At 64.7% G+C, this 24,058-nt stretch carries 29 protein-coding genes, 1 tRNA gene and 1 riboswitch; of the genes, 15 read left to right on the top strand and 15 right to left on the bottom strand.

What is annotated here, in order from left to right:
• Window positions 1-834, bottom strand: coding sequence for a class II glutamine amidotransferase (locus AC0KUR_RS17865; RefSeq protein ID WP_473376245.1), 834 nt, complete (start codon window positions 832-834; stop codon window positions 1-3).
• 195 nt (window positions 835-1,029) lie between these two features.
• Window positions 1,030-1,359 (bottom strand): carboxymuconolactone decarboxylase family protein, encoded by a 330-nt coding sequence (locus AC0KUR_RS17860; protein WP_034187202.1) that lies wholly within the window; start codon window positions 1,357-1,359, stop codon window positions 1,030-1,032.
• Between the two features lie 130 nt (window positions 1,360-1,489).
• Here AC0KUR_RS17860 and AC0KUR_RS17855 point away from each other — a divergent pair, with 130 nt between their 5' ends.
• The 5 genes from AC0KUR_RS17855 (at window position 1,490) to AC0KUR_RS17835 (ending at window position 6,591) form a co-directional block, all read left to right on the top strand.
• A complete protein-coding gene (locus AC0KUR_RS17855) occupies window positions 1,490-2,437 on the top strand; it encodes a cupin domain-containing protein (protein WP_034187203.1) in 948 nt (315 codons plus the stop codon).
• Between the two features lie 103 nt (window positions 2,438-2,540).
• Window positions 2,541-2,984: an inner membrane protein YiaA gene (yiaA, locus tag AC0KUR_RS17850; protein ID WP_034187204.1), complete on the top strand. Its 444-nt coding sequence runs from the start codon at window positions 2,541-2,543 to the stop codon at window positions 2,982-2,984.
• Window positions 2,985-3,163: 179 nt separating this feature from the next.
• On the top strand, window positions 3,164-3,541 hold the full coding sequence (locus tag AC0KUR_RS17845) for a hypothetical protein (RefSeq protein WP_473376244.1): 378 nt from the start codon (window positions 3,164-3,166) through the stop codon (window positions 3,539-3,541).
• A gap of 3 nt (window positions 3,542-3,544) precedes the next feature.
• Window positions 3,545-3,931: a hypothetical protein gene (locus AC0KUR_RS17840; RefSeq protein ID WP_473376243.1), complete on the top strand. Its 387-nt coding sequence runs from the start codon at window positions 3,545-3,547 to the stop codon at window positions 3,929-3,931.
• An 851-nt stretch (window positions 3,932-4,782) separates the two neighbouring features.
• Entirely contained in the window at window positions 4,783-6,591 is a 1,809-nt protein-coding gene (locus tag AC0KUR_RS17835; protein WP_226227324.1) for a coiled-coil domain-containing protein, read from the top strand.
• A 477-nt stretch (window positions 6,592-7,068) separates the two neighbouring features.
• Here the strand turns inward: AC0KUR_RS17835 and AC0KUR_RS17830 are convergent.
• The 9 genes from AC0KUR_RS17830 to AC0KUR_RS17790 form a co-directional block, all read right to left on the bottom strand.
• A tRNA-Lys gene (locus AC0KUR_RS17830) sits at window positions 7,069-7,145 on the bottom strand.
• A 108-nt stretch (window positions 7,146-7,253) separates the two neighbouring features.
• Window positions 7,254-8,003, bottom strand: coding sequence for a tol-pal system protein YbgF (gene ybgF / locus AC0KUR_RS17825; RefSeq protein WP_034187206.1), 750 nt, complete (start codon window positions 8,001-8,003; stop codon window positions 7,254-7,256).
• A gap of 19 nt (window positions 8,004-8,022) precedes the next feature.
• Entirely contained in the window at window positions 8,023-8,535 is a 513-nt protein-coding gene (pal, locus tag AC0KUR_RS17820) for a peptidoglycan-associated lipoprotein Pal (protein ID WP_011883386.1), read from the bottom strand.
• Window positions 8,536-8,552: 17 nt separating this feature from the next.
• Window positions 8,553-9,848, bottom strand: coding sequence for a Tol-Pal system beta propeller repeat protein TolB (gene tolB / locus AC0KUR_RS17815; protein WP_034187207.1), 1,296 nt, complete (start codon window positions 9,846-9,848; stop codon window positions 8,553-8,555).
• A 108-nt stretch (window positions 9,849-9,956) separates the two neighbouring features.
• Window positions 9,957-11,024 carry a cell envelope integrity protein TolA gene (gene tolA / locus AC0KUR_RS17810; RefSeq protein ID WP_059557295.1) on the bottom strand — a complete coding sequence of 356 codons (1,068 nt, stop codon included), beginning with the start codon at window positions 11,022-11,024 and terminating at the stop codon, window positions 9,957-9,959.
• Window positions 11,021-11,470: a protein TolR gene (tolR, locus tag AC0KUR_RS17805; protein WP_006484943.1), complete on the bottom strand. Its 450-nt coding sequence runs from the start codon at window positions 11,468-11,470 to the stop codon at window positions 11,021-11,023. Before tolR ends, tolA begins: the two co-directional genes overlap by 4 nt.
• A 10-nt stretch (window positions 11,471-11,480) precedes the next feature.
• Complete coding sequence (gene tolQ, locus AC0KUR_RS17800; RefSeq protein WP_021157170.1) at window positions 11,481-12,158, bottom strand: protein TolQ; 678 nt, start codon at window positions 12,156-12,158, stop codon at window positions 11,481-11,483.
• A gap of 131 nt (window positions 12,159-12,289) precedes the next feature.
• Window positions 12,290-12,775, bottom strand: coding sequence for a tol-pal system-associated acyl-CoA thioesterase (gene ybgC, locus AC0KUR_RS17795; protein ID WP_034187209.1), 486 nt, complete (start codon window positions 12,773-12,775; stop codon window positions 12,290-12,292).
• Window positions 12,776-12,882: 107 nt separating this feature from the next.
• Complete coding sequence (locus tag AC0KUR_RS17790) at window positions 12,883-13,629, bottom strand: SDR family NAD(P)-dependent oxidoreductase (protein ID WP_473376242.1); 747 nt, start codon at window positions 13,627-13,629, stop codon at window positions 12,883-12,885.
• Window positions 13,630-13,809: 180 nt separating this feature from the next.
• Window positions 13,810-13,911: riboswitch (ZMP/ZTP riboswitch) on the top strand.
• A 137-nt stretch (window positions 13,912-14,048) separates the two neighbouring features.
• On the opposite strand from AC0KUR_RS17790, the gene glyA reads away from it, so the two are divergent.
• The 7 genes from glyA (at window position 14,049) to AC0KUR_RS17755 (ending at window position 18,840) form a co-directional block, all read left to right on the top strand.
• Window positions 14,049-15,296 carry a serine hydroxymethyltransferase gene (glyA, locus tag AC0KUR_RS17785; RefSeq protein ID WP_034187211.1) on the top strand — a complete coding sequence of 416 codons (1,248 nt, stop codon included), beginning with the start codon at window positions 14,049-14,051 and terminating at the stop codon, window positions 15,294-15,296.
• Between the two features lie 6 nt (window positions 15,297-15,302).
• Window positions 15,303-15,782, top strand: a complete 480-nt coding sequence (nrdR, locus tag AC0KUR_RS17780) for a transcriptional regulator NrdR (protein ID WP_006476792.1) — start codon at window positions 15,303-15,305, stop codon at window positions 15,780-15,782.
• Between the two features lie 153 nt (window positions 15,783-15,935).
• Window positions 15,936-16,499 carry a GspH/FimT family pseudopilin gene (locus AC0KUR_RS17775; RefSeq protein WP_473376241.1) on the top strand — a complete coding sequence of 188 codons (564 nt, stop codon included), beginning with the start codon at window positions 15,936-15,938 and terminating at the stop codon, window positions 16,497-16,499.
• Complete coding sequence (locus AC0KUR_RS17770) at window positions 16,496-16,906, top strand: type IV pilus modification PilV family protein (RefSeq protein WP_034187213.1); 411 nt, start codon at window positions 16,496-16,498, stop codon at window positions 16,904-16,906. The genes AC0KUR_RS17775 and AC0KUR_RS17770 overlap by 4 nt, the downstream gene beginning before the upstream one ends.
• Window positions 16,890-17,729 (top strand): PilW family protein, encoded by an 840-nt coding sequence (locus tag AC0KUR_RS17765; protein WP_473376240.1) that lies wholly within the window; start codon window positions 16,890-16,892, stop codon window positions 17,727-17,729. Before AC0KUR_RS17770 ends, AC0KUR_RS17765 begins: the two co-directional genes overlap by 17 nt.
• Before the next feature lie 194 nt (window positions 17,730-17,923).
• Window positions 17,924-18,397: a pilus assembly protein gene (locus AC0KUR_RS17760; protein WP_233623308.1), complete on the top strand. Its 474-nt coding sequence runs from the start codon at window positions 17,924-17,926 to the stop codon at window positions 18,395-18,397.
• A complete protein-coding gene (locus tag AC0KUR_RS17755) occupies window positions 18,394-18,840 on the top strand; it encodes a type IV pilin protein (protein WP_059557293.1) in 447 nt (148 codons plus the stop codon). Before AC0KUR_RS17760 ends, AC0KUR_RS17755 begins: the two co-directional genes overlap by 4 nt.
• A 54-nt stretch (window positions 18,841-18,894) precedes the next feature.
• Here the strand turns inward: AC0KUR_RS17755 and AC0KUR_RS17750 are convergent, their stop codons facing one another.
• From AC0KUR_RS17750 to AC0KUR_RS17740, 3 genes are all read right to left on the bottom strand, one after another.
• A complete protein-coding gene (locus AC0KUR_RS17750) occupies window positions 18,895-19,338 on the bottom strand; it encodes a DUF3318 domain-containing protein (protein WP_034187215.1) in 444 nt (147 codons plus the stop codon).
• Between the two features lie 43 nt (window positions 19,339-19,381).
• Window positions 19,382-19,771, bottom strand: a complete 390-nt coding sequence (locus tag AC0KUR_RS17745) for a phage holin family protein (RefSeq protein WP_034187216.1) — start codon at window positions 19,769-19,771, stop codon at window positions 19,382-19,384.
• 123 nt (window positions 19,772-19,894) lie between these two features.
• Window positions 19,895-20,197: an ElaB/YgaM/YqjD family protein gene (locus AC0KUR_RS17740; RefSeq protein ID WP_006494044.1), complete on the bottom strand. Its 303-nt coding sequence runs from the start codon at window positions 20,195-20,197 to the stop codon at window positions 19,895-19,897.
• A gap of 317 nt (window positions 20,198-20,514) precedes the next feature.
• On the opposite strand from AC0KUR_RS17740, the gene AC0KUR_RS17735 reads away from it, so the two are divergent.
• Window positions 20,515-21,153 (top strand): peroxiredoxin, encoded by a 639-nt coding sequence (locus tag AC0KUR_RS17735; protein WP_034187217.1) that lies wholly within the window; start codon window positions 20,515-20,517, stop codon window positions 21,151-21,153.
• Window positions 21,154-21,276: 123 nt separating this feature from the next.
• Here the strand turns inward: AC0KUR_RS17735 and AC0KUR_RS17730 are convergent, their stop codons facing one another.
• Window positions 21,277-22,464: an acyl-CoA dehydrogenase gene (locus AC0KUR_RS17730; RefSeq protein WP_034187218.1), complete on the bottom strand. Its 1,188-nt coding sequence runs from the start codon at window positions 22,462-22,464 to the stop codon at window positions 21,277-21,279.
• Between the two features lie 115 nt (window positions 22,465-22,579).
• On the opposite strand from AC0KUR_RS17730, the gene AC0KUR_RS17725 reads away from it, so the two are divergent.
• Window positions 22,580-23,371: an IclR family transcriptional regulator gene (locus AC0KUR_RS17725; RefSeq protein ID WP_034187219.1), complete on the top strand. Its 792-nt coding sequence runs from the start codon at window positions 22,580-22,582 to the stop codon at window positions 23,369-23,371.
• A 143-nt stretch (window positions 23,372-23,514) separates the two neighbouring features.
• Entirely contained in the window at window positions 23,515-23,925 is a 411-nt protein-coding gene (locus AC0KUR_RS17720) for a GFA family protein (protein ID WP_473376239.1), read from the top strand.
• The last annotated feature ends 133 nt before the right edge of the window (window positions 23,926-24,058 follow it).

The following is a 24,058-nucleotide window of genomic DNA, read 5'->3' as shown; positions in this document are numbered from 1 at the left end:
CTACTTGTGCCGCGGCGCGAACGGCTGCTGCAGCACATCCGCGCCATGCGCGACAATCGCCATCCCCTCCGGCACTTCCTCCCATGCACCGCGCAGGTCGACGAGCGGTTCCGACACGACCATGAACGCGTCGTCGCCGGCTTCGGCGATGCGCGGGTTATGCGGATACAGTTCGTGCAGGTGCTTGAACGACGTGCTGTGGAACAGCGAGCGCGATTGCCGTTCGCTCGAATAGCGCACCGCGATGATCCGGTCGCCGTCGGTCGCGCAGACCGTCATGTTGAGCGGATCGGCCACGCGATGCCGCGTGGCGGTTTCCTCGACCACGCCGACCATTCGTTCGAGTGCCGGCAGCGGCGTCTGTTCGAGGCCGTAAGTCAGCGCCAGGCGGAACATCAGCTCCGAATCGGTCGAGCCTTCGAGCGTCGGGAACAGCGCGGGATCGACCTTCATCGTCAGGTCGCGGCGCAGCTTGTGGAAGTCGCGGATCAACCCGTTGTGCGCGAACAGCCAGCGGCCGTGGCGGAACGGGTGGCAGTTGGTTTCCTGTACCGGCGTGTCGGTCGCCGCGCGGATATGTGCGACGAACATTCGCGAGCGGATCGCGCGCGCGGCTTCGCGCAGGTTGCGGTCGTTCCATGCCGGATGGACGGACCGGTAACGGAACGGGAGCTCGTCGGGGCGCCCGTACCAGCCGATGCCGAAGCCGTCGCCATTGGTGGTCGTGGCGCCGAGTTCCGAATGCAGGCTCTGGTCGATCAGCGAATGCTTCGCGCGGAACAGCACGGTTTCCAGATGGATCGGATTACCCGTATAGGCGAGCCAGCGGCACATGGAATGCTCCTTTACGATGGATCGTTCGCGCATGGTAGCCGACTTCGCGGCATGCCCGCGCCTGCGCGCGGCGCAGCGGCGGCTGCCGGCGCGAGAACGCCGGCCAATCTTCAACCATCGCGAGGTGCGTGGCCACCCGGCCGGACGGCCGGGCGCCACGCAGCAGGGTGGCCCGCGACGGCACTGCGGTGACGGTCAGTCGCCGAGCGCGTCCATCACGCGCGCCGAATAGACGAGCGCCGCGCCTGCATTCAGTGCGATCGCGACGCCGAGCGCTTCCGCCACTTCCTCCTTGGTTGCGCCGTGCTTCGTCGCCTCGGCGGTGTGAACGGCAATACAGCCGTCGCAGCGCGTCGTGACGGCCACCGCGAGCGCGATCAGCTCGCGCGTCTTCGCGTCGAGATGGCCGGTCTTGGCGCCTGCGCCGGACAGCGCCTTGTACCCGGCCAGCGTATCGGGCGACAGCTTGGCGATGTCGCCGATGCGCGTCGAGAGTTCCTTCCGGTATTCGTTCCAGTTCAGCATGATGCGTCCTTTTCGAGAAGAGGTGAGGAGGGCGGCGGCCGCCGCGATCTCGGGCGATGCAGACCTATTCTGATCGTTCGCGCTGAGGGTTTCGATACGCTAGAGTGTCAATTTTTAGCGCAATCGTCTCATGGATGCCTTGAGTCAACTGCTGTCGCTGGGGCGCAGCCATGTCGAGCTCGACGTGCGATGCCTGCTCGACGGGCCATTCGCGATGCCGCACGACCCGCTGCCGCCCGGCGAGGCGGCGTTCCATCTGGTGCTGACCGGCACGTGCCGGCTGCGCACGGCCGACGGGCGCATGCTGCAGCTCGCCGAAGGCGATTTCCTGCTGTTGCCAGCCGGCGGCGCACACGACTTGCTCGACACGGGGCGCGACCGGTCGCAGCCGGTCGTGCCGCTACGCGATTCGGGTGCCGGCGACGGCGCGGTGCTGCCGGTCAAGTCGAATCTCGATCCGGCCGCGCCGCACAGCGCGAGTGTGGACCTGCTGTGCGGACGGTTCGTCTACGCGCGTGGTGCAGGCGAATTGCTGATGCGCGCGTTGCCGCAGGTGCTGCACGTCGGATTGCGTGAGGCCTCGGGGTTCGAGCCGCTCCAACTGCTGACGAGCGTGCTGCGCACCGAGGCGTCGAACGTGCAGCCGGGCGCCGGCGCGATCGTGAACGCGCTCGGCCAGGCGCTGCTCGCGTATGCGCTGCGTGCCTATGGCCGCGGCGCGAGCGTGCCGTCCGGCTGGCTCGCGCTCGCGGCCGACGCGCGGCTCGGCCCGTCGGTCCAGGCCGTGCTGCGGGCGCCGGAGCAGCCGTGGACGGTCGAGTCGCTTGGCGACGCGGCGGCCATGTCGCGCGCGACGTATGCGCGGCATTTCCGCGAGAAAGCCGGGATGAGTGTCGGCGCGTTCGTCGCGCAGATCCGGATGATGCATGCATGCGCGTTGCTGCAGGACACGCAGCGCGGTCAGGCGGAGATCGGGCAGGCGGTCGGTTACCAGTCCGAGGCTGCCTTCGGCAAGGCGTTTCGCGCGGTGCTCGGCATGACGCCCGGGCGCTGGCGCCGCGCGCAGCGCGGCATGTAAGACTGCACCGGCGGCTGTCGTCTCGCGGACCAAAGCTGCTACCATGCGCAAAACGCAGTTCAACGAAAACGATTTCGAACAAGAAGAGAGAGAGGGCAAAGCAATGAACCAGACCACCATCCATCAGCCGTCGTTCGCGTTCGTGGCAGCATCGTGGGCCGCGCTGCTCGCCGGCTTCGCGGCGTTCCTGATCGGCCTCTGGAACGCCGGCATGCAGCTCAACGAGAAGGGTTACTACTTCACCGTGCTGGTATTCGGCCTTTACGCGGCGATCTCGCTGCAGAAGAGCGTGCGCGACCGCGCGGAAGGTATTCCCGTCACCGGCATCTACTACGGCCTCAGCTGGATCGCGCTGCTGCTGTCGATCGCGTTGCTGATCGTCGGCCTGTTCAATGCCACGCTGCAACTGAGCGAAAAGGGTTTCTACGCGATGTCGTTCGTGCTCGCGCTGTTCGGCTCGGTGGCCGTGCAAAAGAACACGCGCGACCTGCAGAACGCGAAGCCGCGTTTTGCCGACGCAGAGTCCGCGCCGTCGATCCAGGAGTGATGCTGCGCACGGCGGGCGCCTGATCGGGCCGCCCGCTTCGCGACGAGGGTCGCGGCGGCCCGCTTTCGTCGGCGTGCCACAAGCCTCCTTACTGTCGGTTCATCCATACCGCTGCGCATGACGGCGGAGATATTCCGGATGCCTAACTTCAATGAAGCCGCACCGCGGCCGCTCGTTCCGTGGCGGCGAAGACCGCGCTCGTGCTGGAGACGAACAGCCTGCGTGGCGGCGCGGGCATGGCGCAGACCGTCGACAGCCTGAAGCGCCTCGTGTCTGCGCTGTTGCAACAGACCGTGCCGTCAGCGGCACTGGTGCAATGGGTCATCACGCACCACGGCTTGCCGGCGGATGCATGCGCCGAAATCACCGCGCTGGCCGGCCGCCCGATCGACTTCGTCGAGATCGGCGCAAATACCGCTAACTACGATGCGAAGAACGGCCGCTTGCTCGCTTTTGCGTGCGGGATCGGCTGTGTGACGAGCGTCGTGAAGCTTGCGCGCAGCAAGTTCGCGCATGTGTTGCCGAAGGCCGGAAATTCGCGCGCGTATGCGGCGTGAGAGGTGGCGTTGATGCTGGCCTGCGATGGCTTGCTGTTCGGCGCGCTCGCGTTCGCCGGACGCCCGCTGCTGTATATCGCATTGTGGATCGTGCCGTTCGTCACGCTGGTGTCGCTTGCCGGGCGGGTGCGCGCGATCTTCGAGCGCGCGAGGTTGCCGGCTGGCGAAGGCCGGAGCTGCAACGCGCGCACGATCGTCGAGCGTTCGTGGCAGACGTTCCTGTTCGGCCCGCATGTACGATTCATTTTCATATCGAACGTCACTGTTCGCGCGGATGCAGTTTCATTGCCTGCACGATCGTGCATCGGCAACTCTCGCAGCGGCTGCTGCTGCCTGAGGGCATCTGTGCACGGGATATGGGGTGGGCTGCGGGACGTGAGTGAGCGCTGACGTTTTGTTCGGCAAACTCGTTTCTACTCAAAAAAGCGCGCGAGTCGATTTCGAGTGACGGGTACTGAAGCCGGCGCTACTTTCGTTGACGCCTGGGATGAGAGTAGCGGGGCGTGCCTGTCCGCATCCGGCCTAATGCGAGCGGCGGCGCATGCACAAGCGACGGCAGCAATCATTGACATTTGCAGATCGATACGCGGAGCAATGCGTGATGACCATAGAGCAGCAGGGGGGGCGGCATTTTGTGTTACCGAAGCGCTGGATCGTCCGAATGGATTGTCGTCGCGCAGCAGGCGAACTGCTTGTCGGAACCGGAAAGAAGCAAGTCTTGCTATCGCGCGCGAGCCTGGAGCGCCGGCAGCACAGGTGCCGGTTGCGGTGATAGAACTGGAGTCCGCAATGACCGCGGGCGCATGCAGTAGCTTGTGGACTGCCCGTGTTGGCTGTTCCAGTGATTCTGCTTTGAACATAGGCCGATTTTTCGTAACCGTCGCTGCCTCAGTGTGAAGCGTGCATTTGCCCCTTTTTCCTTGATGGCTTGTTGCCCGTCCAATTTCGTCAGCGGATATTCGACCTGCCGAATGGATGAATTTCGTGGAGAAGTGCAAGGAAAGGCAGTAAGATTGCGGTAAGCAAGCGTGTTGGTTTCAGTGCGCGAATATTTACATTGAGAATTCGAATTTGGTTGTTGCAAACCATCGCGAGTGAGGCGGCCTCAGCTTACCCGGGGAGGTGGGTTGATAAAAGGCATGAAATTGAAGAAATTTTCATTGATGTACGGATATTTTATTTCGGCGGGAAGTGGGTCGCAATTCGCGCAACTCAAGTCGATCTGAGTCGGTTATAAAAACATGAAATCTACATTGTTCTTGCATGCGGGTGGCCCTAAAACAGGATCGTCTGCGCTGCAGAGTTTTCTTGAATTCAACTCCGAAAAGCTCGCTGCGCGCGACATAGGGTATCTGAATAAAACCGGGATGGCGTTCGAACATCAGATTTCGAGCGGAAATGGTGAGATGTTGCGTGAGGCCATTTGCGATGAAAGAAATGATGTTTCGATAATTGCTGCTGTAATTAGGTCTTATTTTGGTGAGTATTCAAACGCGATTTGTTCATCTGAATTGTTCAGTGAATTTTCTTCCGAAAATTGGCGTTTGTTAGCCGATGTTTGTCGAGGAGAGGGCATTCGTCTGCGTGTGGTTTTCTACGTGCGAAACGTGATCCCGTTCATGAAGTCAGTCTATGATCAGCTCATCAAGCGTCACGGATTGTGTGAGGATTTCGAGGTATGGGTCGATACGGCTGAATGGTTGCATATATCCACACTCAGATCCCTCTCCGAAGTGTTATCCAGCGATGAAGTAACTGTCGTCAGCTACGAGGCAATCAAAAAGCGGGTGGTTGATTCCTTTGTTGACCTGATTGGAGTTTCTACCCTTGAGAATCAGGATCGAATTGTCAATCGATCCCTGACTGGCGTGGAGCGTAGCCTTCTTCGTAGAATTAATCGGGAGTTTGGTGCTTCGTTCTCCGAGGAAGTTTCGGATCGAATGATTTATGCGGAGCCGTTTGCCAAATCAGAGTCTGTCGAGATGACTGACGAGGTCGAGGGAGGGCTCGAGAAGCGGTATAGGGCCGATATCGACTGGGTCAATAGTCATTTCTTTGGTGGCGCTGATGTTGTTTCGCTTTCCGGCGAGCGTAACAAGACCGATCGCCAAGCCTTAGCCGTTGAGACCTCGCTGAGTATAGAAGGCGAGATGGTCGGCCACGAGGCACGCGTGCGCGATCTGGTGCTGAACTGGGCGTTGGAAAAAATTGCGCTGACTCAGCAGTCCGGCGCCTCGCACGTAGCGAGTGCCTTGTTGAACATCGATTGGCATCTGGCAAATGATCCGTTGATCCCGCAGGATTTTGATCCAATTGCTTACTTGCTTAATAACACCGACATTCTTGCGGCGGGTACGCCCCCCTATGCCCATTTCATTGCCCATGGCCGGTACGAGACAGGACGGATCTGGATGGCAGGGGCGAATGGTGGCTGGTCGAAAGCCAAAGAGGGATTTGCAGAGAAGTCGCAGGAGTTGAATGAACTCAAGGAAGAGTTGGCTCGCGAACGTATCAAATCGGACGCAGAGTGCGCGAAGGTAACGGTGAGCATCCGCGGCGAGGTCGAAGCATTGCTGCGGCAGCAGGCGGAAAGAGAGCGAAAGTACGCAGAGGAACTTGCTCATGCACATTCGAGAATCGATCGAGAGCGCCTTGCTTCGATCGAGGCCGCCGAGAAAACGTACACGCCGCTGATTGAAGAGCATGTGAGGCGCACGAGTGCCCTGGAGAAGCGTCTGCTGGATGCGCAGGACCAGTTGCATAAAGCGCGTCAGGAGATTGAGCTGCTGCTTCGTCAGCAACTGGAGCGCTCGCAAGCCCACGCAGAGCAGATTGCGCGGTTGCATTTGGGTATGGATGAGGCGCGTGCCGTAATGATCGACGCCGCCAATAAGAAGCAGTCGATCTTGGTGGATGAGTTTGAACAGCGGGCCAGCATCCTTGAAAGCGAACTTTCAAGGATGCGAAGTCAATTCGAAGCGTCACGGAGCGAGATCGAGGCGCTGTTACGTAGAACGGCGGACCTTGAGCGGCAATCGACCCATGAATAGACGACGGCCTTGAGTGCCGGATCTGAGTGCCGAGACGCGTTTTAGGGCGTCTCGCGCTCTTGCTATCGAGAATGATCGGCGACCTGCTCGGGGTCGTGTTTGGCCAACGCGGGTTAGGTGGTTCGGGATATGTCAGTGCCGATCGGATCTGGCGGCCCGAGAGGTCGCTCGCCAGCTGATTCGCCGTTGAGCGTAACTAGGTGCTGGATTTTTTACCTCAGGGAATTTGCTGGCGCGGCGAGCGCGGGCTTGCTGATCTCGATAGCCTTTGATACGGCAGTCTTCAAGCGAAAATCGCGTGCATGCGAGCACCGACTTGAAATGAACTGGCGGGCGGCGGAGCTAACCCCTGAGTGGGGCGCGCGTGGCTCGAACGCGCACTCCGCGCAGGTAAGCAGAAATGTCGGATTCGGCACAGGAGCGACAGACGCAAAAAAGCCTCCACGCGGGAGGCTTGAATGCACTATCAAAGATAGTTGGTAGGGTGGGAGGGACTCGAACCCTCGACTCTCTGATTAAAAGTCAGATACTCTAACCAACTGAGTTACCACCCCACGTTCTTGAAACCTGTTGGTTCGTTGCTTTAACAACTTGGCAAGCGACCCAAAGAGCAAAAGATTATAGCGGCGGATTGATGGGGTGTCAACAACCCGCCGCGATAATTATTTGATCGTTTCGAGCTTGCCCTGCGCCGTCTGCGCCGCGTTCGACCCGGCGTACTGCGACACGACTTGCTCGAACGTCTTCTTCGCGGCCGCCTTCTGGCCTTGTTCGAGCTGGTTCGTCCCGATCGCCACGAGGGCATCGGCCGCGCGCGGGTGCTGCGGGAACTTGCTGACGATCCCTTGCCACGTCGCGGTCGAACCGCGGTAGTCGCGCAGCGCGTATTGCGCATTGCCGTACCAGTACTGCGCGGTCGGCTGGTAGGGGCTCTGCGGATACTTCGCGATGAACGCGCGGAACGAAGCCGCGGCCGCCTTGAAGTTGCCGTTGCGGAACTGCTGTTGCGCCGCATTGAGCGCATCCGTTTCACCCGGCTGCACGGTGCCTTCGACACCATCGATCGTCGCCTGCTGCGGCTCGAACTTCTTGAGCCGCGTGTCGAGATCCTGGTAGTACTCCTTCTGCTGCCGCTCGAGCGTCGTCAGCCGGTTCGTCAGATCCTCGTTCTCGCCGCGCAGCGTCGCGACCTGCTGGTTCAGCTGGTCGAGACGGCCGGATTGATCGAGGATCGTACGCTGGGCGGCCGACAACTGGTTCGCCAGGTTGTCGGTTTTGCTACGCAGGTCGAGCACGGCACGGCGCGCTTCGTTGTCGTCGAACACGCCGGCGTGCGCTGGCGCGGCCGACCACGCCGCGCCGGCGACGCAGAGAGCTGCGGCTGCACGCAGCCAGGTTACACGGTGCGTCATACGGCGATTCTTCCGTTACTTACTGTTGGTAGACGAGGTCGGCGCGACGGTTCTGCGCCCACGATGCTTCGTCGTGGCCCGTTGCCTGCGGCTTTTCCTTGCCGAGGCTCACGGCTTCCATTTGCGAGTCGTTCACGCCGAGCAGTGCCATCGCGCGGCGGACGGCTTCCGCACGCTTCTGGCCCAGCGCGAGGTTGTACTCGCTCGTGCCGCGTTCGTCGGTGTTGCCCTGGATCAGCACGTGACGCTGCGGGTGGCTCTTCAGGTACTGAGCGTGCTGCTGCAGCAGCGGCTGGTACTCGTCCTTCACCGAATAGCTGTCGAAGTCGAAGTAGATGCTGCGCTTCGCGAGCGGGCTGTTCGGGTCGTTCAGCGGGTCGACGTTCACTTGCGCGACGTTGTCGGCGCTCGGTTGCGTGCTGACGGCACCCGCGTTGTTCGCCTTGTCGTCGAGCTTCACGCCCGACTTACATGCGGCGAGCGCGCTGATCATCATCACGGCCAGGGCCAGACGAGCTTTATTCGACATCATGGTTACTCTCCTTGTGGTCATTGCATGAAGGGCCCCCACGACGGCTCGCGAACGGAGCCGCCCTGGACGGACAGGATTTGCGGCGGCGCGCTGCCGTCGGAAGGCACTGCGGCCAGAACATTGCGACCACCCGACTGGGTAGCGTACAGAACGTACTGGCCGTTTGCCGCGAAGCTCGGCGATTCGTCGCGATTGGTATTCGTGATGGCGTTCGCCGCGCCGGATTGCAGATCCTGAACGTACAGCTTGAAGCCCCCGCCCGTGCGGGAGATGTAAGCGAGCAGCTTGCCGTCCGGGCTGATCCGCGGACTCGTGTTGTAGCTGCCGGTGAAGGTCACGCGCTGCGCGGCACCGGCGCTTTCGCCCTGTGCGGGCATCCGGTAGATTTGCGGCGCGCCGCCGCGATCGCTCGTGAAGTAGATCCAGCGGCCGTCCGGCGAGTAGAACGGCTCGGTATCGATCGAGCTGCTCTGCGTGAGACGGCGCAGGCCGCCGCCATTCGCGTTGACCGTGTAGATTTGCGTATTGCCCGTCAGCGACAGCGCGACGGCGAGCGTGTTGCCGTCCGGCGACCACGCCGGCGCACTGTTGTTGCCCTTCTGGTCGGAGACCATGTAGCGGCGGCCGGTCGGCAGGTCATGGATGTAGACGATCGGCTTCTTGCGCTCGAACGACACGTACGCGACCTTCGTCCCGCTCGGCGACCACGCCGGCGAGATGATCGGCTCGGTGCTCGACAGCGCGATGCGCGCGTTCTGGCCATCCGAATCGGAGATCTGCAACTGGTAGCGATTACCGGTCTTGATCACGTACGACAGGCGCGTGGCGAATACGCCGCGCACGCCGAGCAGCTTCTGGTAGATGTAGTCGGCGATCTTGTGGCCGGCCGTGCGCAGCGTGGTGTCGGTCGCCGTCAGCGACAGGCCGCCGAGGCTTTGCTGCTTCACGGTGTCGTACAGGATGAAGTTGACCTTGTACTGGCCGTTCGCGTCGCGGTTCACGCTGCCGGCGACGAACGCGTTCGCGCCCTTGGCCTTCCATGCGCCGAGATCGACCGACGCGGTCTCGGGCACGGGCGTGCTGCCGGCGTCGATGTTGGTGAACTTGCCGCTGCGGGCGAGGTCGGCACGAACGATCGACGTGACCTGTTGCGGCAGGCTCGCCTCGTTCGTGAAATTCGCGGTGGCGATGGGGAACTGGGTCGACCCGACACCGGTGATCAGCACGTTGACCTGGGCGTTAGCGGCGCTGCCCGCCGTAATCAGACACGAGGCCACGAGTGCCCTGAAACCTAGCTTTGTCATCAAACTCATGCTTCTGCTTCCCATGTGACTTGGATCGCTGCGCAACCGCAGAGACAGTAAAAATACCCGATTCGTTCCCGTCCGGCAGCGACGCACGGAGTTTAAGCGCATTTGCGCTCACTCCGCCGCCTTGAAGGTAATCGTAATGCTCGACGGGGTATGACCGTCAGTATCGGGCGGTAACGGAACCGACGCCTGGATCGCATTGACGACCGCCTGATCCCACCCGGAATTGCCGCTCGATCGCGAGACCGACACGCTCAGCAGGTCGCCCGAGGGCGTACAGCGGATCTTGACGATGGTCGTGAGCCCCGCGCGCTCGCCGCCCCAGACGATGTTCGGCTTCACGCGGCGGCGCACCTTGTCGGCGTAGCCGGGCGATGCGGCGTTGCCGCCGGAACCCGTGCCGGTGCCGCTTTTCGCGAGGCCCTGGCCGCCGCCTTCACCGGCACCCGCGAGGCCCTGCATCTGCGCGAGGCGCGCATTTCGTTCCCGGTCGAGCTTCGCCTTGGCGGCCGCGTCGGCCTTCGCGTGCGCAGCCGCTTCGGCCTTTGCCTTCGCCTGCGCTTCCGCCTTCGCTTTCGCGGCGGCGTCCGCCTTGGCCTTCGCTGCCTGCTGTGCTTCGAGCTGCGCCTGCTTCTGCTGTTGCAGTTTTTGCTGCTCGAGCTTCTGCTGTTCGAGCTTTTGCTGCTCGGCGAGCTGCTGTTGCTTCAGTTTCGCCGCCTGCTTCTGCTTGTCGCGTTCGGCGGCCCTTTCCGCGGCGAGCGCGGCGGCCTGCTGCGCGGCGAGTTGCGCGCGGCGCGCTTCCTCTTCCTGTTGCTTCAACTGCTGCGCGCGGCGCTGCTGCTCGAGCAGCGCTTCGCGCGCGGCCGCTTCCTGCTGACGTTTCTTCTGTTGCAGCGCGATGTCGGCCTGCTCGTCGCGCACCGGCGGAGCGGGGGGGGCGACCTTCGCGGGCGGCGCGGGCGTGACGACGGGCCGCGGCGCGGGCACGTCGGGCACCTCGGTCCACAGTTCGGCTTCGGCGCCGGCCGGCGTGCTGTTCTGCCACTGCACGCCGTGATAGAGGAACAGCGCGAGCAGCACGTGCATCAGCGCGGCGAGCGCGAACGCGCGCCAGGTGCCGCGCTCGCGGGGAGGCTGAGGCGGGTAGGCGGCGCTGCGCGTGGATTGCTGCCGGTTCATTGCGATTTGACGAGGAGACCGACGCGCTTGACGCCGCGCGCCTTCAGATCCGACATCACGGTCATGACGGCATCGTACTGCACGGTCTTGTCGGCCGCGATCACGACCGGCTGGTCAGGGTGATCGGCCTGCCGGGCCGAGATGAAGCTGTCGAGCTCGGCCTTCGTCATCGTGTCTTCCTGGGTCGCGCCCGAGTCGCCCTTGTACTTGACGCTCATCGTGCGGTCGGCCTTGATGTTGACGACGACGGGCGGCGTCTGCTCCTGCGGCGCGGCATTGCCGACGGTCGGCAGGTTGATGATCGACGGGGCGACGAGCGGTGCGGTGACCATGAAGATCACGAGCAGCACCAGCATCACGTCGATGTACGGCACGACGTTGATGTCGGCCATCGCACGGCGCGAGCGGCCGCCGCGCATGCTGGATCGGATGGGACTTCCTGCCATGGCGCGCTCCTTACTGGGCCTGACGCTGCAGGATGTTCGAGAACTCTTCGATGAAGGTCTCGAAGCGGATCGCGAGGCGGTCGATGTCGTGCGCGTAGCGGTTGTACGCGACCACCGCCGGAATCGCGGCGAACAGGCCGATCGCGGTGGCGACGAGTGCCTCGGCGATGCCCGGTGCGACGTTCGCGAGGGTCGCCTGCTGCACGTTCGCGAGGCCGCGGAACGAGTTCATGATCCCCCAGACGGTGCCGAACAGGCCGATGTACGGGCTGACCGAGCCGACCGACGCGAGGAACGCGAGGTTGGCTTCGAGCACGTCCATCTCACGCTGGAACGACGCGCGCATCGCGCGGCGCGCACCGTCGAGCACGAGGCCCGGATCGCTGATGCGCTTTTCCTTCGCCTTCAGGAATTCGCGCATCCCCGATTCGAAGATCCGCTCGAGCGCGCCGATCGTGTGGCGGTTGTTGGCCGCGCTCTGGTACAGCGCCTGCAGGTCGCCGCCCGACCAGAAATCCTTCTCGAAGCGTTCGGTCTGCGCGCGCGCGCGGCGGATCGCGAACCACTTGCGGAAGATGAAGGTCCACGACATCAGCGACAGCAACAGCAGCAGTCCCATCACGGCCTGGGCGAGCACGCTCGCATTGAGGACGAGGGAAATGATCGACAGGTCTTGAGAAGTGTTCATAGAGGTTTGAGTAACGGCCCTTCGGGGGCGCCCGGTATGCGTGCGGCGCGGCGCGCCGGCCATGCCTGACGCCGAACCTTGCTTAGTATCGAATCAGAACCGCAAGTTCATAGGCTTTGTCTAAACGGCGCTCATGCGAGCTTCGTTGACAATGGAGTGTGCCCGGCGTCGATGACGGGCCCGCGTTGCAGCGCGTCGAGCACAGCCGGCGGGATGGCCGCGGGCCGGATACCGTCGCGGTCGACGCAGCCGAGGCGAATGTGTCCGGCCACGAGCAGCGTGTCGCCGCACCAGGCTTCCTGCGTGAAATCCACCGACGCGCGGCCGATGCGTCCGGGCCGGCTCGTGATCGTCAGCGTGTCGTCGAGTCGCGCGGGCGCGCGGTAGTCGAGCGACGTGCTGCGGACGATGAAGATCGCGCCAGTATCGTCGGCGAGCTGGCGCTGGTCGATGCCGCACGCGCGCAGCCACTCGGTGCGGGCGCGCTCGAAGAACTTCAGGTAGTTGGCATAGAAGACGATGCCGCCTGCATCGGTATCCTCGTAGTACACGCGCACCGGCCAGGTGAAGCCGGACGGCGCTTCCGGGGAGCGGGTAGGCTGAGTCATGGCGCGCATTCTACCGGAAGGCAAAGGCCGGATTCGTAACCGTTTCGTAACGGAATGTAGTGCGTCGTGGCACACCGGGGCCGGCCGCGGGCGGGCCTGCGGCCGCGGGCGACGTGTCAGCCGCGATGGATCGTGAGGCCCGCCGGAGCTTGCGCGACCGGCATCATTTCGATCGTATTGATGTTGACGTGCGCGGGACGCGTGGCGATCCAGTAGATCGTATCGGCGATGTCCTCGGCCATGAGCGGCTGGACGTTCTCGTAGACGTTCGCCGCCTTTGCGTCGTCGCCGCGGAAGCGGACGTTCGAGAATTCCGTGCCGCCGCACAGGCCCGGCTCGATGTCGGTTACGCGCAACGGCGTGCCGATCAGATCGGTACGCAGGTTCAGACTGAATTGTCTGACGAAAGCCTTGGTTGCGCCGTATACGTTCCCGCCGGGATACGGATAGGTGCCGGCCACCGAGCCCAGATTGAAGATATGGCCACGACCGCGCGCGATCATGCCGGGCAGCAATGCGTGCGTGACGGTCACGAGGCCCGAGCAGTTCGTGTCGATCATGGTCTGCCACTCGTCGAGGCTGGCCTTCTGGGCCGGCTCGACGCCGAGCGCGAGGCCGGCGTTGTTGACGAGCACGTCGAGCGCCGCGAATTCGGCGGGGAGGGCGGCCGGCACGGCTTCGACGGCCGCGCGGTCGCGCACGTCAAGCTCGAACGGCAGCAGCGCGTCGCCGAGTTCGGCCGCGAGCGCGTCGAGGCGATCCTTGCGGCGCGCGGTGGCGACGACGCGATGGCCGCCCTTGACGAAGGCGCGGGAGATGGCGGCGCCGAAGCCGGCGGACGCACCTGTGACGAACACGATCATTGCTGCTCCTGGTCGGTAACGGAATAGCGGGTGGAATCCCGCAAGCCTACTGAGAATGCCGCACCGCGGCAAGACGGCGAAGTGTTTCGGCACGGGCGCGTAGAGTCTGGCCCTTATTGTTTGGAGGCCACTGCCGTGCGGTTGCCTAATCATGACGCATCCAATACACTAATGCGCTCATCACCCCTGCGTGACTGGCGATAGAACCCTTTCGGGGTCAAGGTGGAGCATCCCACCGTGAAGCGCGGGGCGCCGTTTTTGCCGTTCGCCTGGGCAGCCGTTGTGCGCCGTCGCGTGCATCGCCGGTGGCTGTCCTGCCTCGCGTCATACGGATTCTTCCGCCACGTCGAGCTGGTCCCGCCAGCAGCGCACCGTACTAGGCCGCCCCGGTCAACCTGTACACACTTAACGGAAACCGTATGTTTGACAGAGCCCAAAGCACCATCGCGAACGTCGATCCCGAAGTCTTTGCAGCGATCGAGCAGGAAAACCGCCGCCAGGAAGATCACATCGAGCTGATCGCGTCGGAAAACTACACGAGCCCGGCCGTGATGGCCGCGCAAGGCTCGCAGCTCACGAACAAGTACGCGGAAGGTTATCCGGGCAAGCGCTACTACGGCGGCTGCGAGTACGTCGACATCGTCGAGCAGCTCGCGATCGACCGCGTGAAGCAGCTGTTCGGCGCGGAAGCCGCGAACGTGCAGCCGAACTCGGGTTCGCAGGCGAACCAGGGCGTGTTCTTCGCGATGCTCAAGCCGGGCGACACGATCATGGGCATGAGCCTCGCGCACGGTGGTCACCTGACCCACGGCTCGCCGGTGAACATGTCGGGCAAGTGGTTCAACGTCGTGAGCTACGGCCTGAACGAAAACGAAGACATCGACTACGAAGCGGCCGAGAAGCTCGCGCAGGAACACAAGCCGAAGCTGATCGTCGCGGGCGCATCGGCATTCTCGCTGAAGATCGATTTCGAACGCCTCGCGAAGATCGCGAAGTCGGTGGGCGCGTACCTGATGGTCGACATGGCGCACTACGCAGGCCTGATCGCGGCCGGCGTGTACCCGAACCCGGTGCCGCACGCGGATTTCGTGACGACGACGACGCACAAGAGCCTGCGCGGCCCGCGCGGCGGCGTGATCCTGATGAAGGCCGAGTACGAGAAGCCGATCAACTCGGCGATCTTCCCGGGCATCCAGGGCGGCCCGCTGATGCACGTGATCGCGGCGAAGGCGGTGGCGTTCAAGGAAGCGCTGTCGCCGGAGTTCAAGGCATACCAGGAGAAGGTGGTCGAGAACGCACGCGTGCTGGCCGAGACGCTGGTGAAGCGCGGGCTGCGGATCGTGTCGGGCCGGACGGAAAGCCACGTGATGCTGGTGGACCTGCGTGCGAAGAACATCACGGGCAAGGCAGCGGAAGCGGCACTCGGCGCGGCACACATCACGGTGAACAAGAATGCGATCCCGAACGACCCGGAAAAGCCGTTCGTGACGAGCGGGATCCGTCTGGGCTCGCCGGCGATGACGACGCGTGGCTTCGGCCCGGCGGAAGCGGAGCAAGTGGGCAACCTGATCGCCGACGTGCTGGAGAACCCGGAAGATGCGGCGACGATCGAGCGCGTGCGTGCGCAGGTCGCCGAGCTGACCAAGCGTTTCCCGGTCTATCGCTGATCGACGATGCGCTGCCCGTTCTGCCGGCATGACGACACGCAGGTCGTAGACTCGCGCGTGTCCGAGGATGGCGCCGCGATTCGCCGGCGCCGTCGCTGCTCGGCTTGCGACAAGCGCTTCACGACGTACGAGCGGGTCGAGCTGTCGCTGCCGTTCGTCGTGAAGAAGGACGGCAGTCGCACCGAATTCGACCGTCGCAAGATCGTCGCCAGCATGCAACTCGCGCTGCGCAAGCGGCCGGTTGCTGCCGACGCGATCGACGCGGCGGTCGCTCGTATCGAATATCAACTGCTCGCGACAGGCGAGCGTGAAGTGCGTAGCGAGAAGCTCGGCGAACTCGTGATGAACGAGCTGCGCGGCCTCGATACGATCGCTTATGTCCGCTTCGCATCGGTGTATCGCCGCTTCGAGGACGTTTCCGAATTTGCCGACGTGATCGAAGAGTTCCGTCGCGCCTCTCCCGCCAAGACCCCGCGTAAGCGCTGACGCGCTGCGTCCGTTCATCGTTTCCTCCGTTGGTCCAGTTCGCGCCGATTGTGTCGGCCGCGATCGTTTGTCGCCAGTCGGCCGTTCGGCAAATGGCGCGCGTCCGCACGCGTCGCTACAGTCGTCGTCTCATCCTGGTGGAGGACGATTGCGATGGAACTGCGCGCTCATCCCTTTAAAAGTTCGGCGCGACTCGCGGGCGGGTTCACGCTCGTCGAGCTGATGGTCGCGCTCTCGCTGGCGGCCGGGCTCGCGCTCTACGCGGCGCCTGCATTCGACCAGTGGCGCATGCGCGAGCGCGTGGATGCACGCTCGCGTGCGCTGCTCGGCGCGCTGTCGTTTGCGCGTACCGAAGCGACGCGTCTTGGCACGCGTGTCACGCTGTGCCGGGCCGGGAACGACGGCACCTGCCTGCGTGCCGGTGAGCAGGGCGACGCGGCCGAATGGTCGTGCGACTGGATCGTCAGCGGGCAGGTCGACGGGCAGTCGCGCGTGCTGCGACGCTACCCGCGCGATGCCGAAGTGGTCGTCGCGGGCGCCGCGCACGATCTGGCTTTCGCACCGCCGGCCGGTCAGGCCATCGGCGGAATCCGGCGTTTCGAATTGCGACTGCGGCGCGGCGTGTCCGACGCGGAAGACGCACGCGTATCGCGTTGTGTACGGATTGCGGCAGGCGGCCGGGCGCGGGTCGTCGCCGGTCGCTGCGGCTCGGCATGAGCGCGCGGCGCAACGCCATGCGCGGCACGTCGCTGATCGAGGCGACGCTGGCCATCGCGCTGCTCGCGACCGTGATGCTGGCGGTGGCAGGCAGTCAGCTCGCGATGGCGCGCGCTCAGCGAGCGACGATCTGGCGCGAGCGTGCGTTGTGGCTGGCCGATGCGCGTATCGAGCGCTCGTACGCAGGCGCAGGGGCAAACGACGGCCTTGCGGCGCTGGCGGCTGCGTCGTTGCCCGGCGGCACGATGACACTCGACGCCGGGCCGGGCGGTGCCCGCTACGCGGTCGTCGGCTGGCGCAGCGGCAACACGGCTGCGTCGCCGCGTTGCGAAGCCGCGGGCGCGTCGGCGCAGCCGCCCTCGTGCGTCCGGATTCCATTTCGGGAGACTGATGCCGATGCACGCTGATCGTCGTATGCGCGCACACACCTTGCTCGAGGTGCTGATTGCGATGACCGTCGGTTTCCTCGTGCTGGCAGCGGCCGGCGCGCTCCATCATGCACAGCGCATTGCGCAACGGCGTGCGGAAGACGGATTTCGGATGCGCGATGCGGCAGGCACCGCGCTGTTGTTGATAGGCCAGCAGATCCAGATGGCGGGGTTCCGGCCGCTCGATACGGATGGTGCGTCATCGTTGCCGCCGGTGTTCGGCTGTTCGATGGCGCGTGTGCGGGGTGAGGGCGCACTGGCGCAGTGCGAGTCCGCGCGCGCTGCATCGGACGCCCTCCTGGTCCGGTATGTCGGCGATGCGGTGTCGACGTGGTCGACGGTGAGCGGCCAAGTGTCGGATTGTCTCGGGCAGGGCGTAGGCGCACCCGGCGAACGGCCGCAGGTGGAGAACCGTTTCGACGCGCATGTCAGTCCGTCGACGGGCGAGCCCGAGCTGTATTGCGAAGGTAGCGGCCGTCCGGGGACGCCGCAGCCCGTCGTGTCGGGCATCGATCAATTGCGCGTGCGCTATTTGCGTCGCGGCGGCGCGCAGTTTGTCGACGCAGACGCGATGCGTGTCGACGACTGGCGCGATGTCGTAGCCGTGCATGTCTGCGTGCGGGCACGCGGCGAACCGATGCGCGAGCCGGCCAGCCATGTCGACTGCAACGGTCGTATTGTCGTTGCCCGGGACGGCCGCGCAGGTTTGACGCTCGATCGCATCATCGCGTTGCGGAACGTCGCGCTCGGCTTCGACGCGGCGTTGCCAGATGCAGCGCACACGCGTGAGGTGTTGCGATGAGCGGAGCCGATCGATGCACGCGGGCAATAGCGCGATGCGTTGCAACAGGCAACGCGAATGGGTGTGTCGCCGCAAGCGGCGACGAACGAGGACAGGCTGCGTGCACCAGCGCCGTGGCCGCGAACGCGCACGAGCTACCGCGCATCCGCGTCCGATCAGCACACCGGTCCTGGCGTCGCGACGCAGGGCTCGCATTGCCGGCAGTCATTGCGGTCGGTGCGGCCATTGCAGCGCTGACAGGCACGTGGTTCGAAGCCGCGCTGACGGAAGCGCGCCGTACGCGATCGCTGTCCGATCGGCTGATCGCATTCCACGCAGCCGATGCCGCGCTGGCGGCGTGCACCGCGCGATTGCTCGGTGGCTCGGCACCCTATGTGAGGGAGCGCGAATCGCACGTGGAGCCGGACAGCTGGCGGCGCATGCCGCCGCTCGCGTCCGCCGAAGCATTCACGCCGTTCGCTGGATGGCCGATGGCCGCAGGGCCGCCGCGGTGTTTGATCGAGGCATGGCGCGGAGCTGGGCCGCCCGGTAGCCGTGCTTATCTCGTCACCGCGCGCGGCATCGGTGCGCACCCATCGAGCGCGGTCTGGTTGCAGCACCAGGTCGCGATACGCGACGCGCGTGTCGTCGCGCTGCGCTGGCGTCGGGTCGCGACTGTGCTGCAATGAACGGTCGCTCTATCGTCTTCCGATCGACGGGATTCACGCTGGTCGAGCTGATGATCGTGCTCGCGATCGTCGCGGTGCTGGCGGGATGGGCCGTCCCGTCGTATCGCGAGCATGTCGCGCGCGTTCATCGCGCGTCGGCGGTCGCCGCGCTGTACCGCGCGGCCCAGTATCTCGAAACGCTGCAGGGTTCTCCGCCTTCGGCGTTACCGGACGCGCTCGCGTTGGCACCGCCGGACGGGCGAGCCGTGTATCGCTTGACGCTGCGGCGGCCGGATGGCGACGATTCGCCGGTGAGCTACGAACTGGAGGCCAGCCCGTTGGACACGGGTCCGATGCACGACGATACCTGCGGTACCTTCACGCTGGATTCGGCCGGAACGAAAGGCAATGCGCGGCGCGATGACGTGGACGAACCGGGCACGGCGTGCTGGGGTGCGCGTTGACTCTGCAGGAACGGCGCGCGACGGCGCATGGCCGCGCGCGCGGGATGCCGGCGGTCAGTCGTCGTGCGTGTCGAGCCCGCGCTCGTCGCGGGACTGCTTCCAGATCCGGTAGACCTCCCATGCGGCGAAGCCGAGCGTGCCCCACTTCAGCGCGGGACCCGCGCTCGCGCGCAGCAGCGAGCGAACGGGCTTCGCCAGCACGAGCGACGCGAGCGAACTCAGCATCGGATACTGGTTGACGAGATTGCCGAGGCTCGCGTTCAGGTTCTTCGCGGACTGACTGAACTTGTTGGTGGAAAGGCCGGGGATGAACACCTTGAGCCAACTGAAGCGCGTGACGGCGTGGCGCATCTCGCCGGCGGCTTCCGCGAGTTCGAGTCGCTCGACGTCGGATCGCAGGATCAGCAATTCCTTGCGGAGCGCGCGATGCTGTGACGCACTCCAGTTCGATCGCGACGAATGGGAGCGGGGTGAATTGCCCGTGACGTTCTGGCTCATGGCGCGTCGGCGAAGTAGGTGGATGGGGCGAGCGCGATGGCGCTCACGGCTTGCCGCGGAACAGTTCGCGGTCTTTCTCGAGTTCGGCGAGCGTCGCCTCGAACACGGTCGGCGCATCGCGCAGGCCCGAGCGTGCCTTCAGCGCGCACGCGATGCCGCCAACGGCATACAGCGCGGTGATCGCCGCGAGCGCTTGCCAGCGATAGGTATCCCAGAACGCGATCGCGACCAGCACGGTCAGGCTGATGAGCGCCATCGTCGCGAGCATCATCGCGGCGAGCCCGAGGAACAGCACGCCCATCAGGCGCTCCTTCTCCTCGGCAAGCTCGATGCCCACCAGTTCGAGGCGCGTCTGCAGAAGTCCGATCGCGGAGCCGACGAGGCGGCGCAGCGGTCCTTGGCCGGACGGCTGCGAGGTGGTGTCTGTCGTCATGGATGAGGTGCGTGCGCGTGCAGTGAGCAGCTAGAACAAAACCGGCCGGCGGATTCCGCAGGCTGGCTTCGACGCCCGCGAGCCGCATGACGCGGCCCGCGGGACGAAACGGCGCAGAGCCCGTTACTTGCGGTTGATCAGCAGGCCGATCAGCACGCCGACGCCGGCGGCCACGCCGATCGACGTCCACGGGTGCTCGTGCACGTAATCGTCGGTGGCGCGTGCGGCCTTCTTGCCTTTCTCGACCACCACGACCTGGACGTCGGCTGCCTTTTCCTTGGCCTGCTTCAGGCGCGACATCGCCTTCTCGCGCAGCTCGGCCGCACGGTCGCCCGTGCTGCTCGCCGCTTGCTTGAGCAGGTCTTCGGCGTCCGAGAGAACGGTTTTGATATCCGACATCAGTTTCTCCTTGTTGATTTCCGACATTGCAACTCCCTTCATGCTGTCATGCTGCAGGTTCACATCGTAGCGAAACCCCTGCCTGCTGGCGAGCCGGGAAGACACACGGCGGCAGTGCAAGACTGCATGGTAAACGACTTGTAATCATGAACAGAGCGGCAAACGGGGTGAAAAGTTTCCCTCGCGGCCGACTGTCCCGCTCGACACCGGGTAAAAATGACAAAAAAGTATGTATATCAAACGGAATAATCGTTCGCACGGCCCATTGCTTCCCGTAAGCTGATGGACTGTCCCGCGCTGTCAGGCGCGTGGTTTCAACCAGCATCGTTCGAGGAGGGAACATCATGAGTCTGCGTCTTGGCGACATCGCACCGGATTTCGAGCAGGAATCGAGCCTGGGCACCATCAAGTTTCACGACTGGCTCGGCAACAGCTGGGGCGTCCTGTTCTCCCATCCGGCCGACTATACGCCGGTGTGCACGACGGAACTCGGGCTGACCTCGAAGCTGAAGGGCGAATTCGAGAAACGCAACGTGAAGGTGATCGCGCTGTCGGTCGACGGCGTCGAATCGCACAAGGGCTGGATCAACGACATCAACGAAACGCAGTCGACGGTCGTCGGCTTCCCGATCATCGCCGACGCGGACCGCAAGGTGTCGCAGCTGTACGACATGATCCATCCGAACGCGAACGAAACGCTGACGGTGCGCTCGCTGTTCGTGATCGACCCGAACAAGAAGGTGCGGCTCACGATCACCTATCCGGCCAGCACGGGGCGCAACTTCGACGAAGTGCTGCGCGTGATCGACTCGCTGCAGCTGACCGACAACTACAAGGTCGCGACGCCCGGTAACTGGAAGGACGGCGACGACGTCGTGATCGTGCCGTCGCTGCAGGATCCGGAAGAGCTGAAGAAGCGTTTCCCGAAGGGCTTCAACGCGGTGCGTCCGTATCTGCGCCTGACGCCGCAGCCGAACAAGTAAGCATCGGCGGCCCGCAACCGCGGTTCCGATGAACGACGGCCCGCCCGGCAGTGATGCCGGGCGGGCCGTTTGCTTGGGGAGCGCACACGCGGCACCGCTGCCGCGTGCGTCACGCCCGGATGATCAGAAGAATGCCTGGATGCCCGTCTGCGCGCGGCCGAGGATCAGCGCGTGGATGTCGTGCGTGCCCTCGTACGTGTTGACCACTTCGAGGTTCACGAGGTGGCGCGCGACGCCGAATTCGTCGGAGATGCCGTTGCCGCCGAGCATGTCGCGCGCGAGGCGGGCGATGTCGAGCGCCTTGCCGCACGAGTTGCGCTTCATGATCGACGTGATCTCGACGGCCGCCGTGCCTTCGTCCTTCATCCGGCCGAGGCGCAGCACGCCTTGCAGGCCGAGCGTGATTTCGGTCTGCATGTCGGCGAGCTTTTTCTGGATCAGCTGGTTCGCGGCGAGCGGCCGGCCGAACTGCTGGCGGTCGAGCACGTACTGGCGCGCGGTGTGCCAGCAGGACTCGGCGGCGCCGAGCGCACCCCACGCGATCCCGTAGCGTGCCGAGTTCAGGCACGTGAACGGGCCGCGCAGGCCGCTCACGTTCGGCATCAGGTTCTCCTCGGGCACGAACACCTCGTCGAGGACGATCTCGCCCGTGATCGACGCGCGCAGCCCGACCTTGCCGTGGATCGCGGGCGCCGACAGGCCCTTCCAGCCCTTCTCGAGGATGAAGCCGCGGATCGCGTCCTTGCCGTTCTCCTCGAGCTTGGCCCACACGACGAACACGTCCGCGATCGGCGAGTTCGTGATCCACATCTTCGCGCCGGACAGCGCGTAGCCGCCGGGCACCTTCTTCGCGCGGGTGACCATGCTACCCGGATCGGAGCCGTGGTTCGGCTCGGTCAGGCCGAAGCAGCCGATCCATTCGCCGGTCGCGAGCTTCGGCAGGTATTTCTGCTTCTGCGCGTCGGAGCCGAATTCGTGGATCGGCACCATCACGAGCGACGACTGCACGGACATCATCGACCGGTAGCCCGAATCGACGCGCTCGACTTCGCGCGCGATCAGTCCGTAGCTCACGTAATTGAGGCCGGGGCCGCCGTATTCCTCGGGAATCGTCGGGCCGAGCAGGCCGATTTCGCCCATCTCGCGGAAGATGGCGGCGTCGGTGCGCTCGTGGCGGAACGCTTCGGTGACGCGCGGCGCGAGCTTGTCCTGTGCGTACGCCTGCGCCGCGTCGCGGATCATCCGCTCTTCTTCGGTCAACTGCTGGTCGAGCAGCAGCGGATCGTCCCAGTGAAAAGTTGCAGCGGTCATCGTTTCATCTCCTGTTGGTCCGGTCTTCCAGCCGGGCCCCATGCCAAAAGTTCGCTTGACTGTAGTTCCGCTGTGCGGAACAATGTTTTGCAAATCGAACTCAGTGTAGCACCAGATGACACTTTCAACCATCGACGAAACCACGATCGACGAGCGCAAGTTCGTCGTCGCGCTCGCACGCGGGCTCGACCTGCTGCGCGCATTCCGGCCCGGCGAGACGATGCTCGGCAACCGCGACTTCGCGGAGCGCACGGGATTGCCGAAAGCGACCGTGAACCGGCTCGCCTACACGCTGACCGTGCTCGGTTACCTGCGCTACGACGAGACGCTCGGAAAGTATGCGCTCGACGCCGGCGTGCTGTCGCTCGGCTACGCGCTGCTGGCGGGTTCGGGGACGATCGACCTCGCACGCCCGCACATGCAGGCGCTCGCGCGCGAGATCGGCGCGGCCGTGTCGCTCGGCTGCCGCGACGGGCTCGACATGATCTATCTGGAGACGATCCGCAGCGAGACGGCGCTGACGCTCGGGCTTGCGCCCGGTTCGCGGCTGTCGATGCTGACGAGTTCGATGGGGCGTGCGTACCTGGCCGTGCAGCCGGAGGACGTGCGCCGCGCGCTGTACGCGGAACTGCACCGCGCGGCCGGCGGCGCGGCCGATGCCGATGCGCTCGTCGCGGCCGCGCAGCACGCGGTGGCCGAGTTCTCGGCGGGCGGGTGCTGTTATTCGTTCCGCGCGTGGCACATGGACGTGAACGCGGCGGCCGTTCCGTTTCGCGAGCCGCGCGAGGGGCGCTGGCTGATCCTGAGCTGCAGCGGCCCCGCGTCGTCGATGGGCGAGGACGTGTTCCGCACGCAGGTCGGGCCGAAGCTGAAGGCGCTCGCGCAGCGGCTCGGGCCGACGGCCTGAGCAACGCGGCGCGCGGCGATCGCCGCCGCCCCGCAAGCGCACCTTCCGCGTCGTGCGTGAGGGCGGGCGACGGCGCTGCCACTTGTACTGTGGCCGGAGCGCGCTCATCATCGTTCGCCTGCTTCCCGACGACGAGGTGTGCGATGCCCGACCCGGAACCGATGGAAGGCGGATGCGCGTGCGGGGCGATCCGCTACCGTATCGCCGACGTGCCGACCGATGCCGGTTTCTGCCATTGCCGGATCTGCCAGCGCACGACCGGTGCGGCGGTCGTCGCATCGGCATCGGTGCCGATCGGCGCGTTCGAATACCTGCAAGGCGAACCGACCGTCTACGCGTCGAGCGCGTGGGGCGAGCGACGCTTCTGCGGCCGGTGCGGCGCGCAACTCGAATACCGGCTCGCCGCGGCGCCGCAGACGGTCGAGATCAATTACGCGACGCTCGACGAGCCGGCGCGGCTGCGTCCGGCCTGGCACGTCTGGTATCGGGACCGTTTCCCGGGCATCGAGATCGACGACGCGTTGCCCAAGTACGACGATGATGGCGTGCCGTGAGCGGTAACCGTCGACACGGGCGGACAGGCGCGAGTCGACGGCGCGTGCCTGACGGCCTGTTTCTCCCCCGGCCCGTGCGCCACGCGACATCCGGGCCCGGCATCCCGCGCGCCGCTGCCCGCACGCGCGGTCC

This window comes from Burkholderia sp. YHN3-13, from assembly GCF_055810675.1.
Note: the sequence above shows the minus strand (reverse complement) of the source record. Positions and strands in the feature narration are given on the sequence as shown.